15 protein-coding genes, 1 tRNA gene and 1 pseudogene are annotated in these 22048 nt (G+C 55.7%); 11 read left to right on the forward strand and 6 right to left on the reverse strand.

The window, feature by feature from the left end; genetic code table 11:
• The first annotated feature begins 191 nt into the window (after positions 1–191).
• The 4 genes from ABSG47_RS05140 to ABSG47_RS05155 all read left to right on the forward strand — a co-directional run bounded on the left by ABSG47_RS05140 (position 192) and on the right by ABSG47_RS05155 (position 1992).
• A complete protein-coding gene (locus ABSG47_RS05140; protein WP_424167275.1) occupies positions 192–437 on the forward strand; it encodes a helix-turn-helix transcriptional regulator in 246 nt (81 codons plus the stop codon).
• A gap of 133 nt (positions 438–570) precedes the next feature.
• The gene (locus tag ABSG47_RS05145) at positions 571–984 is read left to right on the forward strand and encodes a hypothetical protein (RefSeq protein WP_424167277.1); all 414 of its coding nucleotides are present in this window, start codon (positions 571–573) and stop codon (positions 982–984) included.
• A gap of 1 nt (position 985) precedes the next feature.
• Positions 986–1528 carry a GNAT family N-acetyltransferase gene (locus ABSG47_RS05150; RefSeq protein ID WP_424167279.1) on the forward strand — a complete coding sequence of 181 codons (543 nt, stop codon included), beginning with the start codon at positions 986–988 and terminating at the stop codon, positions 1526–1528.
• Positions 1529–1551: 23 nt separating this feature from the next.
• Entirely contained in the window at positions 1552–1992 is a 441-nt protein-coding gene (locus ABSG47_RS05155; RefSeq protein WP_424167373.1) for a hypothetical protein, read from the forward strand.
• Between the two features lie 54 nt (positions 1993–2046).
• Here ABSG47_RS05155 and ABSG47_RS05160 read toward each other — a convergent pair.
• From ABSG47_RS05160 to ABSG47_RS05170, 3 genes and pseudogenes are all read right to left on the reverse strand, one after another.
• A pseudogene (locus ABSG47_RS05160) lies at positions 2047–2184 on the reverse strand (hypothetical protein); the annotation flags it as partial.
• A 306-nt stretch (positions 2185–2490) separates the two neighbouring features.
• A tRNA-Glu gene (locus ABSG47_RS05165) sits at positions 2491–2565 on the reverse strand.
• A gap of 650 nt (positions 2566–3215) precedes the next feature.
• Positions 3216–4640, reverse strand: coding sequence for a hypothetical protein (locus ABSG47_RS05170; protein WP_424167281.1), 1425 nt, complete (start codon positions 4638–4640; stop codon positions 3216–3218).
• Positions 4641–4984: 344 nt separating this feature from the next.
• Here ABSG47_RS05170 and ABSG47_RS05175 point away from each other — a divergent pair, with 344 nt between their 5' ends.
• The 5 genes from ABSG47_RS05175 (at position 4985) to ABSG47_RS05195 (ending at position 12740) form a co-directional block, all read left to right on the forward strand.
• Complete coding sequence (locus ABSG47_RS05175) at positions 4985–8266, forward strand: outer membrane beta-barrel protein (protein WP_424167284.1); 3282 nt, start codon at positions 4985–4987, stop codon at positions 8264–8266.
• 147 nt (positions 8267–8413) lie between these two features.
• Complete coding sequence (locus tag ABSG47_RS05180) at positions 8414–10966, forward strand: bifunctional YncE family protein/alkaline phosphatase family protein (RefSeq protein WP_424167286.1); 2553 nt, start codon at positions 8414–8416, stop codon at positions 10964–10966.
• 157 nt (positions 10967–11123) lie between these two features.
• On the forward strand, positions 11124–12323 hold the full coding sequence (locus tag ABSG47_RS05185; protein WP_424167288.1) for a CehA/McbA family metallohydrolase: 1200 nt from the start codon (positions 11124–11126) through the stop codon (positions 12321–12323).
• Between the two features lie 16 nt (positions 12324–12339).
• Positions 12340–12570 (forward strand): Ca2+-dependent phosphoinositide-specific phospholipase C, encoded by a 231-nt coding sequence (locus ABSG47_RS05190; RefSeq protein ID WP_424167291.1) that lies wholly within the window; start codon positions 12340–12342, stop codon positions 12568–12570.
• A complete protein-coding gene (locus ABSG47_RS05195; RefSeq protein ID WP_424167370.1) occupies positions 12567–12740 on the forward strand; it encodes a Ca2+-dependent phosphoinositide-specific phospholipase C in 174 nt (57 codons plus the stop codon). The genes ABSG47_RS05190 and ABSG47_RS05195 overlap by 4 nt, the downstream gene beginning before the upstream one ends.
• Here the strand turns inward: ABSG47_RS05195 and ABSG47_RS05200 are convergent.
• The gene (locus ABSG47_RS05200; RefSeq protein WP_424167294.1) at positions 12685–12828 is read right to left on the reverse strand and encodes a hypothetical protein; all 144 of its coding nucleotides are present in this window, start codon (positions 12826–12828) and stop codon (positions 12685–12687) included. The genes ABSG47_RS05195 and ABSG47_RS05200 overlap by 56 nt on opposite strands.
• Here ABSG47_RS05200 and ABSG47_RS05205 point away from each other — a divergent pair.
• Together ABSG47_RS05205 and ABSG47_RS05210 are read left to right on the forward strand one after the other, a co-directional pair.
• On the forward strand, positions 12827–15460 hold the full coding sequence (locus ABSG47_RS05205; protein WP_424167296.1) for a glucosidase family protein: 2634 nt from the start codon (positions 12827–12829) through the stop codon (positions 15458–15460). The two genes, ABSG47_RS05200 and ABSG47_RS05205, sit on opposite strands and share 2 nt — an antisense overlap.
• A 73-nt stretch (positions 15461–15533) precedes the next feature.
• Complete coding sequence (locus tag ABSG47_RS05210; protein WP_424167299.1) at positions 15534–16985, forward strand: CehA/McbA family metallohydrolase; 1452 nt, start codon at positions 15534–15536, stop codon at positions 16983–16985.
• A 215-nt stretch (positions 16986–17200) separates the two neighbouring features.
• Here the strand turns inward: ABSG47_RS05210 and ABSG47_RS05215 are convergent, their stop codons facing one another.
• Positions 17201–18118 carry a GGDEF domain-containing protein gene (locus tag ABSG47_RS05215; protein ID WP_424167302.1) on the reverse strand — a complete coding sequence of 306 codons (918 nt, stop codon included), beginning with the start codon at positions 18116–18118 and terminating at the stop codon, positions 17201–17203.
• A complete protein-coding gene (locus ABSG47_RS05220) occupies positions 18115–22032 on the reverse strand; it encodes a PAS domain S-box protein (RefSeq protein ID WP_424167304.1) in 3918 nt (1305 codons plus the stop codon). Before ABSG47_RS05220 ends, ABSG47_RS05215 begins: the two co-directional genes overlap by 4 nt.
• Positions 22033–22048: the final 16 nt, after the last annotated feature.

Below are 22048 nucleotides of genomic sequence, written 5' to 3' on the forward strand. Positions count from 1 at the left end.
CGGCTCACCTCGAACCGCCGCGCAATCTCCGTGGGACGATCCCCCCGATCCAACGCACCCAACACACGATCCCGCAAATCCTGCGAATAGGCTGGCATCCATACCCCTTCAAAAATACATGAACAGTATCGCATACAATGTATATGACTAAATTAAAATACTCTAATAAAAGATCGGAGGCGTCAATTGTCATGAACGCCCAATTCCTGACCGAAATCGAAGTCGCGGAACGAACGCACGTCAGCCTCGCAACTCTCCGCCGGTGGCGGCTGGAGAAACGCGGACCGAAATTCTACAAGTTCGGTTCCCTTGTTCGCTATGACAAGCAGGAACTCGCCCAATGGGAACAGACCCAGCCGAGCGGCGGTGAAGATGCCACCGAGCGATTCATGCCCAAACCCGCTTGGAGCAACGAACTGCTCAGACGATCGGGATAAAGAAAACGAGTAGATTGCCGGAGCGATTCCTAACCTCAACAGGGCGAAGGAATTTAAGGGAACGCAAGAGATGAATCGAAAAGCACTCGAATTTACACTGCGATCGGAGTATCCTATGCACAGGAGGACTCCCATGCCCCCGGTGGTCAAAGAAAAACCAAAGAAAGCGGCTACACTTCCGGTCAAAGCTCCCACGCCTCGCAAATCGAAGTTTCAAGCCGACCTGGCACCTTCGGAAGACAGTATGGTGCGGATTCTCAAGGCAGAGCTGCAAATGACGAGCAATACGGACTTTCTCTCGGACGCGCTCGCATTGTTCCGTTGGGCTGTCTCGGAGCGTAAGCGCGGCCATCACATCGTCAGTGAGAGTTCAACAGGTGAACGCAAAATCCTGATTTTCCCCCGCCTGGAGCGTGTTGCCCCGGAAGTGACCTTGCCGCACGTCGATATTCGCTGGACGGACAAGGAACTGGGAAGTCTCGCTGAACTTGCCTCCGGGCAGCCCGCTGATCCCACCGATGCCCTCATTCGGGCCATGAGGCGATAAAGTGGCGGTAACGATTCGTCGACTCGAAGAATCCGATGGAGTAGAGAACTTCGATTGTGGAGATGAACCGCTCAACAATTATTTGAAGCGCCATGCGTGGACGAATCAGCAAAAGATCTCTATCGGCGTGACGCACGTCGCGGTGGATGAATCCGCACCTCACACCGTGCTCGGCTACTTCACGTTAGCCACTTCCAGTGTGCCCCGCGACCGACTTCCCAAGAAATATGTGCGCGGATTGCCCCCATACGACCTGCCTTTGATTTTGTTGGCCCGCTTGGCGGTAGACAAGCGATTCAGCGGCAGGGGGCTCGGCCACGCTTTGCTATCAGAAGCTCTCAAAATTACCCTGCGCGTTGCCGATGAAGTTGGCTGTCGTTGCATCATCACCGACGCCTATCTTGACAAGGCTGGATGGTATGCACGCTACGGTTTCGTCCCCTTAGAAGGCGCAACCACAACCAGCCCGCAAAAGATGTTTCTCGATGTGCGCACGATCCGGCGCGCATCCTCGTTTGAATCTCCCCCTGCAGAAAGTGAGTAGGCAGGAGAACAGGAGCCATTCTCATGAGTCTCTTTCGTCGTGGTGATGTTTGGTGGTACGAGTTCTGGTTTTCCGGACGGCGTATCCAGGAATCGACAAAATCTGCCTCAAAGACTGTGGCCAAATCCGCGGAGCAACGGCGACGCCGTGAACTTGCAGAGGGCTTCAACAGCTTCGAGGACGTTCGTCATGAGCGTGTCCGCACCGTCAACGAGATTGCCACCGATTTTCTGACCAGCTACAAGCTACGCAATCCGCAGTCGGCGGTATTTGCGACCTATGCCGTGCGGCATCTGCAACGTCTGCTAGGGGACCGGATGATGGTCGAAGTGAGCGAGCAAACGGTCAGAGATTACCAAGACCAACGCTTGCGCGAAAACGCTTCGCCAAAGACCGTCAACGATGAGGTTGGCATTCTGCTGCGGATTATGGACGATGCCGGCAACCTGTTGCCGTTCGCGTGAGTCCAGCCATGCGAGCACGGAGGCGCGTTTGTAGAAAATCTTGCGGCCCACTGCGATGCACGGCGGCCCTGTGCGCTCAAGGTAGCGGCGGTAGAGCGTGCGCTTGTGAACGCCGAGGAAGTCGGCAGTCTGCGCCTCTGTCAGATAGTCAGCGCCGAGCAACGGATTTGCGGTTTGAATGTCGGATGTCATGCCGTGTCAGCCTCCATGCTTCGGAGTCTGTCAGCATCTGAGCGTCGGCGTAACAATACCGCCCGTCGAGCGCGGGTTACGCAGACAAGTTTTAAGGCTCTTGCGCGCTATTCATGCGGGGCTGCATCACCCGAAAAAAGTGAGCTGCAAAAACTTCTGAAGTCAGTGGGCGGCGAGCGCTGACACAGAAAATTTGTGTCAGGATCAGGCCGGTCATTTTTGCTGACACAGTGCTGACACAACACACAAAATGAAAACGCCGCTTTCGGCGGCGTCATCTAAATTTATGATTCTGCTTGGTTTACTTGGTAGCGCTAACGGGAATCGAACCCGTGTTTTAAGATTGAGAATCTCACGTCCTAACCCCTAGACGATAGCGCCATTGCTTTTGATAACTTACATAATGAAACTGGCTTCCTGACCATTTTACTATGCAATCTGCGAGAATTTTCTACCCGATAGACGTTCCGAGACGCGGGCCTATTCTCAAAAAGCAGCCCTCGTCTCATCATCGATTGGGAGATATCGAACCCGCTACGGATAGCTACTATGGACATCAAGTCAACCTTAAACAGTATCGCCGGTTGGACGGAAAATGGCAATTCGTACCGGTCGTGAAACAGGGGAAAAACCCACCCTAAATTCATCCTCGTCAACGGCGAAGCGGTCAGCTTGAAGGGCGGCAGGCCTAAGATCGTTGACAAGAAAGTGGAAGTCTACCAACCGGAAGAGCTGAAGTCCTTCTTTGCAGACTGCACCCCTGAGGAGAAGTTGGTCTTTCAGGTCTTCCTCTTGACCGGCTTCTGCGAGCGGGAGGTGCCCGAATCGTGACAACTGAGCCAATGAATACCAGGCTCTATCCCACCCTGCGTAGTCGAGCTTAGCGTGAAATGAGGGGAAAGCATATTACAGAAACATATAATCGGACCCTTGCCAGGTGGCGAACTACTCAGCCATCGAAGGATAACAAGCAGCGCAGATCTAACCGGGCAGGCAGGTGCCATCAAGAAGGGTTCAGATGTCGAGGTTTCTCATCGTCCGGAAGGCAGGCCGATTCGCTCTAGCACAACGGTCGGCGTTGAGGCGTTGGTCGCTACGTTGCCGGCACCTACAAGCAATTCGAATGGCTGCAGGGTTCCGTCCGTCGTTCTGGCTCGCTGCAAGGTGGACATCATCGATGCTGGATCGAGCAGAAAAGTGGCGGCCGCTTCCGTTCCCGCGGCATTCAGGCCAGCAACAATGAGCACGTGGCCTGTTTTGGTAAGATTCGGCAGGTAAGCGATGATTCCGTAGGTCTGCTCTTCCTGTCCTTTGGTACTGTAGAGTGTGGCTTCGCCAGGTCGCGGGTACAGGTTTACAAATCCCGATGGCTTATCTGGGTCTGGATCGAACCGAAACCGGAAGTGCAACTGAGGGCGAAAGAGTTCGATCCAGGGATTCGCCTCGTCGGACCCAATGAGAATGACATTGCCCGCGCGTAGATCGTAAATGCGTAAGTCGTGCGCATAACGGACCATCATGCGCTCGGGAACGACTTCCCTCAATTGCGCCAGATGGACTGCGAGACCGAGGTCTACCACGCTGGTGAAGCGGCGCCCCCCCAACTTGAGAATCTCCTTCGCATCGGGCTCAGTGTCAGTCTTCACCGATGTCCGATAGCTTCCGTTCATGTATTCGGTGAGCGGCACCGGGCGCTCAATCAGCCGCTGCATAATGACAAGACCATCGTCGGAAGGCACAATGAAGGTGTCGTGATCCCTGCTGAATAATTGCCCCCAGAGGATGTGCGATAACGCCTCCCGTCGGGACTCCATCAATCTGGAGTGCTTCAGAAGCATGATGCCGACCCCAAGGAGAAGACCCACTAGAAGCGCAACGATCATGCCCGGACTGATGCGAAAGCGTCCATCAGCCTTATGGGGGACTCCTGGGACAAGGCCTGAGACAATCTCAAGCTTTTCGGGCGCCACCGATTTCGTTGTCTCGGATTCCTGGGCTTCGGTTTCTTCTGAAAAAGCGCCATCATCGATTCGAGGTGAAGGCGGAGCAACGTCAGAAAAAATCGGCGTGTATCCACCGCGAGGAACCTCAAGCCGTAGAGTCTCCTCACGTCCTTCCGTCGCGAAATACTCTTCGATACGCTTGCGCAGTTTCCGCGCATAGCTGCGTACGATGTTGTCGTCGTTCGGGTCGTAATCTTCCGCCCTCCCGAAGACGATTACACCGATCCGTTGTTCTGTAATCTCCTCTGTGCGGCCTCGAATACAGCGACCAACGATGTAGAGAAGGAAATCCGAGAGCAGACCCGAACGCCCCAGCGATCCACTTGCAGCGATACGCAATGCAAGCTGCCACCGAGCGTCTTCTGCATTGATAGGCAGTTCCACGCCTGGCACGCCGTCCAGCCGGGACACAAAGCCCTGCGTAGCCTTCAGTGATGTCTCCAGGGTTTGCATGGCATGCGAACTTTCTTTGTTGGAATCGAGTCTAAATCGACTTGATGAACGCCTCATGAATCCATGTGTCTCGCGGCATTCGCACACATGTGTTCATCTCTCCAGATGAAACGCACCCTGTGATGATTTTGCGAAAGATACCGGCATTGCACCGTGTCCAAGGGCTCAAACATGAGAAAACCCCTACCGCGATCTATTGTTCCATCCAATACTCAAGACATTCGGGCCAGCGAGCCCAACTTGTGCTCATACCGTGTGCATTCCCATGAAAGCGAAAGGTGAATATGAAAACTTTGTTATTGGAGACGCCGCGCGCAATCTTTCGATCAGACAGGCAAGGAAAGATGAGACCCTTTCTGGGTTTGAATTTAATCTTCGGCCTGGTGGCCTTGCTTCTGATCGCAACTGGGCAGTCTTCATTCTGCCAGGGCATTACCGGATCGATCACCGGAACGGTGACCGATTCCAGCGGGGCCGCGATCGCGGAAGCCACGGTGACCGTGCGCAACGTGGACACCAATGCGACCCGCATTGCCATGACCTCCAATGTGGGGTCCTATCGGGTGCCTGAACTCCCACCTGGAAACTACAGCGTAACAGTCGAGAAAACCGGCTTCCAGATTTCCCAGCAGAACAAGATTGCTCTGGCGATCGATCAGTTGTCCCAGGTCGACGTCAAGCTCAACGTAGGCTCAGCGGTACAGACGGTGAGTGTGTCGAGCGCCGCTCCGGTGATCCAGACCGAAACCTCGTCTGTGGGCTTGGTGATTGACAGCTCCACCATCCAGAACACCCCGCTCAACGGGCATCTCAGTGTCCTTGGCCTCATCAGCCTCGTGCCTGGCGTTCAGGACGTCGCCACACAGGACACGGTTCCGGTCCGCGGCATAACGCTGGCCTTCGGCAGCAATCAGCGCAACGCCTACGGCGACGCTGGATTTACCTTCGACGGCGTGACCAACGAAGAGATCGAACTGCAACGCGGTGAGGGCGAAGTGCCGCCGCTCGATGCCATCGCGGAGTTCAAGGTCATTACCCAAGGCGCGCCGGCGGAATTCGGTCAGCCCAATCAGGTGATTGTGGTGAGCGCCAGCGGCGGCAATGCGCTGCATGGCGAAGCATTGGAGTATAACCGCAGCCGCGGTACAGCCGCCAAACAATGGTACCCGAACGCGGACGCACCGGCCCGTCCGCCCTACCAGCGCAATGAGTACGGCGGGAACCTTAGCGGACCGATTTATATTCCGCATCTCTACAACGGAAAGGATCGCACCTTTTTCTTCACCAGCTACGAAGGCTTCAACCTAACCCAGTCCGTTACTCTCACCAGCACTCAGCCCACCACAGCAGAGCGGAATGGCGATTTCAGTTGCTTCCTCGCCGGCGGCAGCTGCGCCACATCGGCGGCGGGCACGGTTATCAAGAATCCATTGACCGGTCAGCCATTCCCAGGCAACGTCATCAACGTCCCCTTCAATCCGGTCGATGTTCAGTTGCAAAACATGCTCATGCCTCAGTCAACGACGCAGTCCACCGGCATCAACACGACTGAGCTGGTTCCACACACCACGGGTATCAGCCGCTTCAACTTGCGCGTAGATCACAAGATCGACGATAAAGACCAGATTCGAGGAACCTGGCTTCGCGCCTTTTACGGACCATTCAAAGACGTGGCCTCCGAGGGCGCCGGGTCCAGTCTGGCCGGCGGCGTGGCACAGGATGGCGAACACAACGATATCTTTGTGGCAGGCTGGACCCACACCTTCTCGCCCACTTTGCTGCTGGACAGCTACATCTCCTATCTGCACCTGCCGCTCTACCGCACCGCGCAAAACTACAAGACCGACTTCTCCGCGATCATCCCGGGGCTGTCCGCACAGACGCTGGAAGGCGCGCCGTCGATATCGATCACCAACATCACCCCGTTCAGCGAGGCCGGATCGAAAAACCTCGAGCAAACCTATCAGGGCAACACCGCGCTCACCAAGGTTCTGGCAAAACACACCATCAAAGCAGGCATATCCTACCTGTATAACGATTCCTGGCAGAACAGCGCGGTCTCGCATGGCGCCTTCACGTTCAACGGACAATACACAGACATTGCTTATGCCGATTTCCTTCTCGGCTACCCGACCACCACCCAAACCGCAACCCCGCTGGACTTTGTGGTGCGCTTCAACTCCAGTCAGTATGCCGCTTATGTCCAGGACGATTGGAAGCCGTTTCGGAAACTGACACTCAATTTCGGCCTGCGCTACGACGTGCAGAGATTCCACGACAACCCCTATGGGACCGAATCGCTCTTTGTTCCCAGTGTTGGCAAGGTCGTGGTCTTCGGCAACTCCTATCCCGCGATCGCAAACCCGGTCTACATCCCTGATACGGTGCTTTCATCCAACGTGGGTTTGCCTAACAGCATGTTCGCTTATCTGGGGCAGGCTATGACCAATATCGCTCCGCGATTCGGGTTCGCTTATCAGATCGACCAGAAGACGGTCATCCGCGGCGCGGTGGGTCAGTACTACAACATGATGCCATCGTCTTATATCGACAACGGCTTCACCAATCTTCCGTTCGACACCACGCTTACCTATAGCAACACGGCGAAGACGCCAGGCATCAGCATGAACGCGCCATTCGCCGCCAGCTCAACTGTGCCCGCTAATCCCTCCGTTGTCGCGCAGCACAAAACCACCGCCCCCTACACCGAGCAGTACAACCTCGCGATCGAACGGCAGTTGCCCGGAGAGATTGATCTGCGTATCGGCTATATCGGTCAGCGAGCCCTTCACCAGAATAATTCCGGCGGTCCCGGTAACACGGAACCGGATCTTAACTATGCGCCGCCTGGCGATTACACCGAGCAGTCGCAACGGCCTTACCAACCCTTTAACACCATTTCGGAGGCTTTCGATCCTATCTTTCACAGCATGACCAATTCTTTGCAGGTGGGCGTGCATAAAAAGTACAAGAACGGCCTGATGATCAACGCGGAGTATCAATGGATTCGCATTTTGGGCGTGGAAAATTTTCAGAACCCAACCACCATCGGCGATTCCTATGGCAACATCTCCAGCAATACCCCGCAGGTGCTCCAGCTCAACTATGCCTATGAGCTTCCCATGGGCCGGGGGAAGGCGCTCTTCGGCAACGCGAGTGGCATAGCCGACAAGATCATCGGCGGATGGCAGCTAGCCGGCGTCACCACCTTCGAAACCGGTCAACCCTTCTCTGTTACCTACACGGCACCGGGATCACAGGTATACGGCGCCAACGGCCGTGCCGATCGTATTCCCGGGGTTCCGTTGTATCCGGCGCACAAATCCCTTGCGGAATGGTTCAATCCCGCGGCTTTTACAGCTCCGCAGCCATACACATTCGGAACCTCCGGCTATGACATGCTGTGGGGGCCGCATGCCCAGAACTGGGACATGAATCTCGTGAAGAACATCGACTTTGCGGAGCGCTACAGGGTACAGCTCCGAGCCGAGGTTTTTAATATCGCCAATCATCCCAACTTCGGCGTTCCCAGCGCTGCTATCAGCAATCCTGCCTCAGTCGGCATAATTTCGTCGACGATCAATGAGAACCGCACGATGGAGTTCGGCGCCAAGTTCAACTTCTAAACAAATCGCGCATAGGACCGCGCCCGTCTGTCAGGCATAGAGACTCTGACAGACGGGCGCAATCAATCGCACCTCATCTCAAATTGCGGCTATAGGAACATCGGCTCGACATCTTATAAGCCCATAGATAGGAAGTTATGTATGAATATGAATCGACGTCTGGTAATTGTCCTGCTGTTTACCTGTCTCTTCCAAACATGCGGTAGCCAAACAACTTCCCTTCCAGCAGCACAAACTCCGGCGCGCACCATCGGCGACCCCACACAGCAAAATCCAAAGTACATCGCAGGCGGCTTCGACCTGCCGAACGGCTGGCGCATCACTCCAGCCGGAAAGGCCATTGCGACGATCGAAGACCTGGTACTGAATGCGGTGGTATCGCCGGACGGCAAAATCATTGTCGCGACGCATTCGGGCTACCTGCCGCATGGCATTGACGTGATCGACGTGAAGACGCGAAAGCTCGTCCAGCAGATCCCGCTCAAGACAACCTGGCTGGGGCTCGCATGGTCATCCGACGGTCATACTTTGTATGTTTCGGGCGGCAATGCTACGGGCGCTAAGAACATCGCCGGAAGCATGGCTCCCATTTATGAATTCACCTATAAAGACGGTCTCCTGAGCGAGAAGCCCACGGGCGGTCTTGTCGAAACAATCGATGCAAAGAAGGTCTGGTGGTCCGGTGTAGCGTATCTGCCCGGCAAGCATCTGATCTACGCTGCCAATCGTGGAACCGGAACCGCGCCAAGCAACGTTGTCGTCTTCGATGCCGACACACGCCAGATCGTGACCCGGATTCCCGTCGAGATCAATCCCTATGCAACCGTGTTGAGCAAGGATGGACGCAGGCTGTTCGTCTCGAATTGGGCGAGTGAGAGCGTGAGCGTCATCGATACCGGGACGAATAAAGTCATCCGCACATTGCATGTGGGAATGAATCCGAATGACATGAAGCTGGCGGCGGACGGCCGGTTGTTCGTAGTCTGCTCGAATGACAATACGATCCATGTGATCGATACGAACACACTCGAAGTCGTCGAACGGCTTTCGACAACATTGTCTCCATTTGCGCCTGAAGGCTCGACGCCGGATGCGATCGAGATCGATAACAAACGCAAGATTCTATACGTGGCGAATGCCGACAACAACTCGATTGCCGTGATCCGGATTGCGGTGCGCGGCCACAGCGCTGTGATCGGATTCATTCCAACCGGATGGTATCCCTCGGCGCTGGCGCTGGCGGAAAACAACAATACGCTTTTCATCGGCAACAGCAAAGGCGAAGAAGGACATCCGGATCTCAAAGGCGTCGGAAGTCCGCTCGCCTCGAAGTGGAACGGCGACGAAACCGTCAAGACGCTCCAGAAGAGCAGCATCGAAGTCTTACCCGTGGCAGATCTGCGGCAAAGCCTGCCGAAGTGGACGCATGAAGTGATTGAGAATACGCCCTACAACGACTCTCTGTTGTCGGAGGCGCGGCCATCCAAAGAACCTACGATTCTACCGCGCGAGGTCGGCGTCGAGACGCCCATCAAGCACGTGATTTACATCATCAAGGAAAACCGCACCTATGACCAGGAGTTCGGCGACCTCAAAGGCGCCAACGGCGACCCTCGGCTGACCATCTTTGGCGAGGAGGTGACGCCTAATCAACACGCACTGGCGAAGCAATATGTGATCCTCGACAACCTTTACTGCGATGGCGAGGTCAGCGTGGACGGCCATTCGTGGTCGGACTCGGCCTATGCAACAGACTTCAACGAACGGTATTGGCCGCCGACTTATGCCGGTCGCAGCAATGCAGTGCCGACGCGGGCGTATATCCCGTCGGCAGGGCATTTGTGGGATTTGGCAGCACGCAAAGGGCTCACATACCGGTCCTACGGCGAGTATGCCGCGCGCGCCAGCACCGGCACAACGATGGATGCCGCTCCTGGCGCGGGAGGACTTGTCGGTCATGTTGCCGCTGACTATCTCGGATCGCGCCAGCGCGATACAGCAAACGTGGCTGTCTTCCTGAAAGAGTTCAAGGAATACGAAAAAAATTACGACAGTTCCGACCCGAATAAACAGTTCCCAAACTTTGTTGTGATGAGCATGCCAGAAGACCACACACGCGGCACCGCTCCCGGCGCGTTTACGCCCCGCGCGATGGTGGCGAGCAACGACTACGCGATCGGGCAGCTTGTCGATGCGGTCAGCCACAGCCGCTACTGGCCAAACACAGCAATCTTCATCATTGAGGACGACGGGCAGGATGGCCCGGACCACGTGGACGCGCGGCGCACAGTAGGACTGGTGTTGAGCCCCTATGTAAAGCGCGGCATCGTAGACAGCACCCTGTACTCCACAAGCTCGATGGTCAGATCTATCGAACTGCTGCTCGGCATGCCGCCAATGAGCCAATATGATGCGGCCGCCATGCCGATGTACGCGTCTTTCGGAACGGAAGCTCAGGTGACTCCGTTCGATGTGATTCAGCCGGAGATCGATGTCAACGCAAAGAACAAAAACGGTGACTACGGATCGGACGAGAGCAGAAAGATGGATTTTTCCGACGTAGACCGCGCTCCGATGCATGCGCTGAACGAAATCATCTGGAAAAGCGTCAAAGGCGCAAACTCGCCCATGCCGCCGCCGGTACACCGCTTCCGTCCCCTCATCGATGCGGGCGACATGATCACGAAAGACGACGATTAAAGCATTGCCGGCAAATGCTTGTGCTATCCAGATGCGAAAGCTCTACGGCGAATTTCCATAGGCCGCATCTTCGCCAACAGCCCTTCGCTGCGTTTGCCCTCGTGGGCGCATGCCCAACACAATCTTCGTTTTTAGCTATATGTGAAAGGAACTGAGTATGCGCCTCCCTGTTTTCGCGGCTGGTTTGATCATGATGGGTTGCATCGGCAACTCAACCCTGGCGCAATCAAGCCACAGCAATCCATGGGATCCGACTGAGCTTGGCCCGCTGCCGCCCATCGCCAGCCTCACCGATGGCTTCTGGCTCAAGGGCGACCTTCATCTCCACTCCCGGCACAGCAAGGACTCCAGTAATAATTCCGAGGCCAAGATCATCTCCTTCGCCGAGTCCGTCGGCATGGATTATCTCTGCATCAGCGACCATGACAATCATGTACTGGGCGATGTGGCGCATAACACCTGGACCGATCCCGAATTCAAATCGAAATCCGTCCTGCTTCTCTACGGCGCCGAGTGGACTACGACGCGCGGCCACGGCAATGTCTTCTCTGCCAGACCGTACGATCATCAGCGGCTCTACGACGTGCGCGATCAGCGTGACATCGTGATCGAAGCAGTGAAGAAGGAGCTTGGGATTCATCTATCGGCAAATCATCCCAGCGGAAAAGACCACTTCGGTTTCTCCTACGATCTGGTCGATTCGATCGAGGTCTGGAACTCGGCTGTATGGCCGAAGAACGCCAACGCGATCATGATCTGGGACGACATGCTCTCCTCGGGCCGCAAGCTCACCGGAAGAGGCGGAAGCGACTCGCATCATGGCACTCCGGACTCTCCTGAACTGGCTACGAAGAACACTTATCAGCGGCAGGCCAATTACGTTGGGACGCCGACGACCTGGGTATTTGCGAAGGAGCGAACGTTGCAGTCGGTGGTGGATGCACTGACGAACGGCCGCGTGGCCGTCAGTGCGAATCCCTATGCGCCTCGTGTCGAGTTCTATGCCGATCTCGATCAGGACGGCAAGATGGACATGATGATGGGCGACAACGCGAAGGCAACCGGCAAGCCGGTGAACTTCCGCGTTCAGCTGACGGGAAATACCGTTGCCGGGGCATCCTATACCGTTCACATTGTGAAGGATGGAAACCCGTTCAGCACCTTGCAGGCCATTGGCGGCAAGACGACGATGGTCGAGTTCACCGATACCCCGAAGCTGCTTGGACGGACCTATTACCGCGTCGAGGTCGAGGGACCACCTACCGCTTATCCGGAGGTTCCAGGGTCTACGGCGCTGAGCGGAAATATGGTCGGGTTGTCCAATCCCATTTACTTCAACTTCGACCCGAACTTTTGAGAGAGAGCCTGCCTTCATGGACCGACGGAATGCCGATGTGAACAACATCCTCTGGACCGCCTTAATCGTTGCCACGCTCCCTGTCCGCGCCATTGCACAGACCACTCCTGCTCAACAGGACCAGATCGTCCATATCAATCAGATTCAGGTGATCGGGACGCATAACAGCTATCACACAGGTGTTGCGCCCAGTGAGCGCAAGCTGATTGAACAGCAAAATCCCAAGGCTATGCGCGCGCCAGAATAGCGCTCTCCAGCGGCGCGCAACTCCTCAGCGCGGATTATCCCCCGGCCGAGCCAGCCAAGTGGACCGGATTCTCGATCACGCTTCCGCGCGGCGTGATTGCGCGCTGCAATCCGGTCACTGCGCCATCGGGCTGCACAGACTCCCCGTTAGAGCCAGCGCCGGAGAAGTAAACACGAAAAATTGAAGGATGCCGCATTGCTGTCTTGAAGTTGCAGTTTTTCCTCTACCAACAAGGTTATTCATGAAATCGGTCTTCATGCAAAAGAACATCTCATCTGCATTCAAGCGCTCAATGCTCCTCGTCATCGGCGCTCTTGCCTTGACTACCTCTCTGCTCTCGCAAAAGTCCACGGCCAAGTCCTTGCCGTATGACACGCGCAATGTCGATCCCTTTATCGGAGTCGATTGGGGCGGCAATACCTTCGTGGGCTCCACAATCCCTTACGGGATGGTCAAGCTTGGTCCCGACATGGAGACCCACTACACATTCCCGGCTTCGCGGCAGTCGCTTATGGCCGTTCTCTCATTGCCTTCAATCAACGGTCAGGAAGATAGTAAAGGAGTTGACGAATTGGCTCCCACCGCTATCCCACGAATGGTCGCTCCGTCGATCGACCTCCCTGGTGTGCCATTTTCCTATCCCAGCAAGTCCACCGACCAGATTGGAGTCATGTATTCCCCCTCGGGGACGGAGATTACACCGGAAGGATACCTGTACAGCGGCTTCGGCGAATTGATGTTTTATGTCGGGGTGGATAGACAACCGGTAGCGCAAAGGCTCCGCACCCTCGAGGATGGGCATCTCCCCATCGTTTGCTACGAAGTCGAGCACGAGGGGCTGCTCTACCGCTTCCTGATGTTTGCCGCCTCGCTTGGTCCCGAGCAGAATGGGCAGCGCGTGGTCAACTTCGTGCGGGTGACCGTGCACAATCCGGGCAAGTCGGCCAGACGAGGATTCGTTACTTCAGCATGGCGGTACTCCGGACCACAGACCACAGTGTTTCCGACGGGCGACAATCGTTTTCGCCGGCCAGTCATGGGTAAGCGCGTGGGAGATTACTGGCAGCCCGGCGAGGCCTTCCATCCGGAATCTGCTTATAGCGTGAAGGACAACGCGTTTCTGCGGGATGGCGCAGCCGTATATTTTTTTCCTGCGGAACCCAAACCTTACCTCACTCCCACGTATCGCGACTACTATAACCGCATCCCGGCGCCCAATGCCCAAAGCCGGGTAATGCCTGTCCTTCCGGACACGCCCGTGGCGACAGCGGAATACGCGCTGAATGTTCCAGCAGGTTCAGATCGTTCCGTTGACTTCAAGATGCCTCTGATTCCCGTCGCCCCCGACAGCCCTGAGTTCAATGCGGTGCAACAGGCGAGCCTCGATGAAAGACATCAGCAGGTGCGGCACTTCTGGAACGGCGTTCTAGCCGAGGGCATGCAAATCGTAACCTCGGAGAAAAAAGTCAATGATACCTTCGACACCAGTCTGGTGAACGACCTGCTCTCGCTCAATAAGATCGGGGACGATTACGTTCAGACCGTCAATCAGCTTCAATATCACGGCTTCTATCTAAGGGATTCCGCCGACTTCGTGCGAATGTACGACACGACCGGATACGCACAGATTGCAGGCCACGTCGTCGATTTCTTTGCTTCGAGGCAAGGAGAAGACGGCCTCTTTCTTTCGCAGCCTGGGCAATATGACGGTTGGGGAGAAGCGCTCTGGACGTATGGCGAGCACTATCGCATGACTCGCGATCGAGCCTTCGCAGTGAAGGTCTATCCGCGCGTGCTTCGCGCTGTCAATTGGCTTGAGAAAGCAATGGCAGATGATCCGATGCACATTGTGCCCTCCACCGACATCCATGACAACGAATACATCTCCGGACATCTGACCGGCTATAACTTTCTCGCGCTTGACGGCCTGGAAGCCGCGGCGCTTCTTGCTCACGACCTGGGCCATAATGACGATGAACTCCGCATCGGCAAAATCGAAGAGTCACTGCGCAAAAACTTCATGTCCCAACTCGACCGCGTCACGGCAAAAACAGGTGGCTATATACCGCCTGCCCTTGATGGAGATACGGGCGGAACGGATTGGGGAAATCTCTTATCGCTGGTTCCCGAGCAGCAGCTCAGTCCATTGGATTCGCGCGTAACCGCGACCCTGCGCGCGACGCAGGCGCGCTATGAGGAAGATCTGGTGACCTATCGTCAGCCGGGACAGGGCACCTATCTGCATCACTATCTGACGATCAAGAACACACTCACTGAATTGATCCGCGGGGAGCAGAAACAGGCAATCCGCGAATTCTATGCGGTGCTCCTTCACACCAGCTCGACAAACGCCGGCTTCGAATATTCCATTCGACCCTGGGGCGATCGCGACTTCAGCGGCAACCTGGCTCCGCACGGCTGGTTTGCGGCGGAATATCGCAACCTGCTGCGCGACATGATGGTGCGCGAAGAAGGCGATACGCTGCATTTGCTGTCCGCTGTTTCTCCAGCATGGATCGGAGCTGGAAAGTCTCTCAACGTGGAGAAGGCTCAGACGTACTTCGGAACCGTCGGCTTCAGCCTCAAGATGCCTTCGGCAACGCAGGCCGAGCTTTCCCTTCACACCGAATTTGCCAGTGGACATACGCCCAAAAAAATCGTGCTCCATCTTCCGTGGTTTATGGATGTCGCTGCCGTGAATGTGGATGGCAGGCCGGTGAGCCCGGTGGATCACGAGATCCAGATAGCGCCGACTGCGAAATCGGTGCATATCGCCTGGAAACGGCGACTTGTTTCTCCCGATGTGCCCTCAAGCTACGAGGTTGCCGTGCAGCGCTACAAAGCCGAGTATGCAAAGCGCTATCGCGAACTGAATGGAGAGGGTCAGTGAAAACGCTTATCACGCAGTCTCGATCGAGATGCATACCATATCTCAGTTTGAAGACAGCCCAAAGGTGGTTACCATGATCAAATCTCTTCGCTATTTACTTTTGCTGGTCGCCGCCTGGAGTCTCACTCTGCGGGCGCAGGCACAGAAACCGGATGTAGTTTTGGAAGGCGATGTCACCGTTGCCCAGAACCATACACATTTCTTCGTTCCGTTCCTGGTGCCCGCCGGAGTTCATCGCATCTCGGTCGACTTCAGCTACACACACCGACAGGAAAAGACGACCCTCAACATCGGCATTCACGATCCGAACGGCTTCCGCGGCCAGAGCGGCAGCAACAAGGACCATTTCACGCTCGGGCCGGGCGATGCCACGCCCTCCTATATTCCCGGAGCCATTCCGCCAGGCCAGTGGAAGCTGCTGATCTCCGTCTCCAGCATCCGCCAGGAGCTGACGTCCCATTACCGGGCGGAGATACGCTTCAACTCGCCGCTGGAAGATTCAAGTTTTACTCTCGTTCCTCTTGAAACCGATACCCGCTGGTATCGCGGCGACCTGCACATGCACACAGCGCATAGCGACGGAAGCTGCGTGAACCAGAGTGGAGCCCACGTTCCTTGTCCGCTCTTCCTGACCGCTCAGATGGCTGCTTCCCGCAATCTCGACTTCATCGCCATCTCCGACCATAATTCTCTGGCCCACTACGCGGAGATGCGAGAGCTGCAGCCCTATTTCAGCAAGCTGCTGCTGATCCCAGGCCGCGAGATGACAACCTTTTATGGCCACTTCAACGCATTTGGCACAATGCAGTACGTCAACTATCTGGTCGCGGAACAAGGCGGCAGAACCATCGATCAGGTCGTCGCGGACATTCGATCCCAGGGCGGCATCGTATCGATCAACCATCCGATGTCGCCAACCGATGAGCGGTGCCGCGGATGCGGATGGGGACCACCGGGGCCAGTAGATCTTTCCAAGTTTTCCGCCGTCGAAATTGTGAATGCGAACCGCGTCATGTCGCCCTTCTGGGACGAGCAGATCGCGAAAGGCTTCCGATTAACCGGGGTCGGCGGCAGCGACAACCACGAGGCGCCGAAGACTGACGACATCCTGTCAGCGATTGGTCATCCCACGACCGTCGTTCAGGCGACAGAGCTTTCGGTTGCCGCCATTCTGGATGGAATCCGTGCCGGGCACGTCTTTGTGGATGTCACCGGCTCCCGCAACCGAATTCTTGAAACAGAGGCGCATACCGCGGAGGCTACCGCGCACATGGGAGATGCGATAGCCGCAAAGAGCGGTGCAACGATCGCACTGCGGATCCACGTTGTAGGCTGCGGAAGCGCGAGCGTCCAGAGCATCGTCGATGGCAAGCCGCTCGATTCGCCCATTCCTCTTGCCGGCAACGACCAGACGGTTGAAACACACTGGACAAGCGATGGCAACCGGCACTCGATACGTTTCATCGTGGTCGACGCGGAAGGCAGGACGGAACTCCTGGGCAATCCCGTCTATGTGAACTTCTGACTTGCTCATGCGGCCATAGAACAAACAAGAATGATCATGAAGACGAGGATCTTCCCGGACAATCCGGAAGCGATGGAAAGCCCGCACAATGCGGCTGCTCCGAAGGAGCGGCTGATGGCGCTCGGCGCGTTGCGCGAGCAATCACTGAAATTGCACGACATATTCAGGGACTGTTGTGTAATCGGAGATTCTTCCCCACCTCCAAGCAGGCCCTTCTATTCGTTGGACCTTTGCACAACTATGCGGTTACGCCCTTGCTCCTTTGCCTGATAAAGCAGAACATCCGCCCGATGGAGCAGTTCTACGGGATCATGAACTTTTGAGACTTCGATGATGATTCCTCCACAACTTACGGTAATGACCTTCTCAACATTTGAACTTTCGTGAGCGATCGCCAGGAAGAGTATGTCCAGACGAAGTTGTTCAAGCAACACATCGAATTCCACTATGCCTGATAACAGAAGGACAAATTCCTCTCCTCCGTAACGCGCTGCCAGATCATATGGTCGCCGCGTAATTTGTGAGAGAACATGCGCCACTTCCTTTAGGGCGTTGTCGCCCGCGCCATGCCCATAGCGATCGTTGTATTGCTTGAAACAATCGACGTCAATCATAGCGAGATTCAATGGCTCACCAGTCCGCGCGGCACGACGGCACGCAAGGCTTAATACCTGGTCGAAGTGACGACGGTTTGCGAGACCTGTCAAGCTGTCTCGTGTCGCCAATCGTTCTAGTTCCTTGCGTTGAGCTACTAGCTTCAGATGATTTCTGATTCGAGCATGGACAATGACCGGACGAATCGGTTTGAATACGTAATCCAAAACGCCAAGCGACAAGCCGTGCTCTTCGTCCTGTTCGTCGGTGAGAGCGGTGATGAAGATAACGGCGGTATCCGCTGTCCGCTTCTCAGCCCTCAGACGCCGCAACACTTCGTAACCATCCATTCCCGGCATGGAGACATCCAGCAGGATAAGATCAATGTCGGGTTCTTCGTTAAGTCTTTGGAGCGCGGAGGTTCCATCCTTTGCAAGAAGGACACGGCATTCTCTTTGTAAGAGTTCGGCCAGCATCGTACGATTGATCCGGTCATCATCGACGATCAGCACGGTTGGCAACGGACCGATTTCGCTCACAGGGATAACGCTCCACCCGATGAATGTTTCTCAAGATCGTCTCGCAAACGCTGCAGGGCAACAATGGCCTGCTCCAACTCCAGCTCATCAAAATGAACGCGAATCGCCTCTGCCAAAGCAGATGCTGAAGTCCCGTTGAGACGAGCACCGATCTGTTCTAAAAGGAATTGCGCAGCATAGTCGCCGCTGGCTACCAACGGCTCTACCGTTGCTACGAGACTCAACACCATAGGAATGTCCACGGCATTGGTAGTAGGTGCTCCGCTGGCTGCTGGTGAAATCAGATCATTCACTTTTCTGAGGAGCGCTTCCAGATGATGACGGAAGATCGGCACTTGCTTGTTCACCGCATCCTGGTCGAGTTTCCGCGCTGCCTGCTCCAGTTCATCGGCCGATGTGCAAAGATCATGCGCATCGAGATAGGAAGCCGCTCCCTTGACAGCATGGGCGAGCGAGGCGACGCCCTCGAGATGGCCACCAAGATGATCCGCAACCAATTGCGCGGGAGCGGCATTGAAATCGCGAACGAATCCCTGCAACAGTCGAGATAGCCGCTCAGGATTATTGCCGAGTCTGGCGAGCGCAGCCGAAAGATCGAGAGAGATCAGGTCTCCGCCCGCACCGGAATCTTCGGCATCTTCCCCATCGGATTGCCTGGAACTATCGTCACCGGTCATCGGCGCGGGTGTTTGGGGCAACAACTGCAAAAGTGTTCGATAGAGATCCATCTCATCGATAGGCTTTGTCAGGTGCGCGTTCATCCCGGCTGCAAGACTCGCCTCGCGATCCTCGAGCCGTGCTTGGGCGGTTAGAGCGACTATCGGCAACTTCGACCAACGTTCCTCTTTCCGAATCTCCCGCACTGCAGTTAGACCGTCCATTACTGGCATATGCACATCCATAAGCACGGCCTCATAGTCGCCGTCTTCCAGTTGCTTCAACGCCTCTATTCCATTGGATGCAGTCCCGACTTCCACTCCGGCCAGCATCAGAAAGTCACTGACAACTTCACGGTTCAGCGCATTATCATCGACCACTAATACGCGGCGACGGTTCAAGCTTTTGATCCACTCTTCCTGCGACGACGGCGCGTGCGAATCGATGCCGGACCACATACTGCCTTGCGATGCGATGGTTTCGCCTTGTTTATTCATGGGCGTGGGATCGAGAATGTCGATGATGGTATTGAACATGACAGATTCGGTTACCGGCTTTATGAGCACTCCTTGAAGACCAAACTGCTCGGACTTTCGCAGAACCTCCTCACGACCATAAGCGGTAACCATTAATACTGCCGGGATCTCCCGCAAATTCATGTCGGCCTTGATTCGCTGTGCGGCATCGAGACCGTCCATCCCGGGCATTCGCCAGTCCATCAGGACTAGCTCAAAGGGCCGACGCTGTGAAGAAGCCAGCTTTAGATTCGTCAGCGCCGATGCTCCTGAATCGACCGCTTCGACATCCATGCCGAAATTACGCACCATCTGCGAGAGAATGTCACAGGCGCTGGGATTATCATCGACAATCAGTACTCGCTTCCCTTTTAAGTTCGCCCGCTTGGGTGTCATACGATGCGCGTCAGGAATCGCTGGCAACCTCACTTCGATCGTAAAGAAAAAGGTGCTTCCCTTATCGGGCTCACTTGTAACCCAGATAGTCCCGCCCATGCGTTCGACGAGTTGCTTGCAGATGGCCAGGCCCAGGCCGGTACCGCCGTATTTACGTGAGGTATTTCGATCGGCTTGAGAAAAAGCACGGAACAGGCCTGCGATCTGGCTGGGATCGAGACCGATGCCGGTGTCGCGGACGGCGAACTGCAGCGTCGCCGCATTCGTTCTGCTCTGCGGAGCCCGACCGATCGATACGACGACTTCTCCCCGTTCAGTGAACTTCACTGCATTGTTCACGAGATTGATAAGTACCTGGCCGAGTCGGAGGGAATCGCCCACAAGGCGCCCCGGCACATCCTGCGCGACCTCATAAACGATCTCCAGGCCTTTCTCCTCCGCCTTCAATGCGGTCACAGAGGCGGTCGATTCAAGCACGGATTCCAACGTGAACTCGGTTTCTTCAATGTCGAGCTTTCCGGCTTCAATTTTGGAGAAGTCCAAAACATCGTTAATGATGGAGATCAGTGCGTTCGCCGCGGTATTGATCTTGTCGAGATAGTTTCTCTGCCTCGGCGCAAGATCGGTCTGCAGCGCCAGCCTAGTCATGCCGAGAACGGTATTCATTGGGGTACGGATCTCATGGCTCATCATGGCCAGAAAATCGCTCTTGGCGTGTTCGGCGGCTTCGGCGGCATCTCTCGCCTGTTCGAGAATCTCCGCAGCCTGCCTTTCTTCGGTAATGTCCTGAAGCGTTCCAGATACGCTAATGACTTTGCCCGATGCATCCAGGTTTGCCCGGCCTCTGAGACGAGCGAAGTAGCTCGTACCATCGATTCGCCAATGCTCCGTTTCAACGTCGAAGGGTGTACCGTCTGCGGCGCATCGCTCGAATCCGCTGTGCATCTTTTCCAGGCTCTCGGGCGGAAGCAGATTCCGGAGACGATCGACCGTCAGCGGAGGATCGTCCGGCCCCACTCCATTCATCTCATTGAGCATGTCAGAGGTCGTGAGGCGGGAGGTCTTGAGATCGAGTGTCCAATTGCCGACCTTCGCCAGCTTTTCCGCCTGGCGCAATGCCTCATAGCTGTTCTGGAGCGTCTCTTCGGCCAGGCGGCTCTCCGTGACATCCATGACGATGCCTACGAATCGATTGGGTGTACGCTCATCGGCTTCCAGCATACGCGCTGCGGATAAAATCCTCCGCGTCTCGCCGGCAGGAGTGATGATGCGGAACTCCATGCGATGAATTCTCTCTCGTTTCGCGAGAGTCGTCACGCGCTCCCGAGCAACCCAGTCTACGTCATCGGGATGCAGTCGAGCATTGAACGTCTCCATGGTAACGACTGAAGTGGGATCAACACCGTAGATTTCATACCAGCGTGCGTCACAAAGGATGGTATTCGCGGCGAAATTGTAATCCCACACCCCGAGATGAAGCGCTTCCGCGGCCAGCCCGAGGCGCTCCCGTTCCAGGTAAAGCTCATGCTCTGCCGTCTTCCGTTGGGTAATATCCGTATTTGTGCCAATGGTTCTTAGCGGAGTACCATCCTGGGCGCGCTCGACGACTTTACCGCGAGCCAGTATCCATCGCAACGAGCCATCTTTAGCTAGCATGCGGTACTCTATGACGAAATCTTCGGTCTTTCCCTGCAAGTGATTGCCGATTGCCTCCTGGCAGAGGGCCAGATCGTCGATAGGCAATCGATCGAACCACTCCGCTGTTGTGTCGCCAATCTCCTCTTTGGTATAGCCCAGCATCGCCTTCCACTGGCGGGAGTAGTAGACCTTCCCGGTCTTCATGTCCCAATCCCATATGCCGTCGCCCGTGCTTTCCAGCGCGAAACGCCATCGTAGCTGGCTCTGACGCAACTCCTCTTCAATCCGTTTCTTCTCGGTAATATCGCGTGCGATGCCGATCAAGCCGATGATCTTTCCCTGTTCATCTCTGTAGGGACTGCGGGTGGTCAGGAAAGTGCGTATCGTTCCGGCTCTGTCGAGCGTCTCCTCCACCGTTGAGGCGACACCCTTCTCTATCACCTCGAGCTCAATCTTTCTGATTCTCTCCCCGGCTTCTTCTCCGAACAGATCGCTGGCTTTTTTCCCGAGCCCCCCTTCGCTGGGACGCTCGGCAAATTGCGCAGCAGCTCGATTGAAAAGCAGAAACCGCCCGTCACAATCCTTGATGAAGATCGCGTCGGTGGCACCATCTACGATGGCCCGGAATAGTGGAGAGGAATCCGCCACATATTGTACGACCTCGTCGTCGGGAGGCTGGGGAGAGCCCATATTTTGAGGGAGGGTCATCGCTACTTTCTCTGAC

It is taken from the genome of Occallatibacter sp., from assembly GCF_049510455.1.
Lineage (GTDB): Bacteria > Acidobacteriota > Terriglobia > Terriglobales > Acidobacteriaceae > Telmatobacter.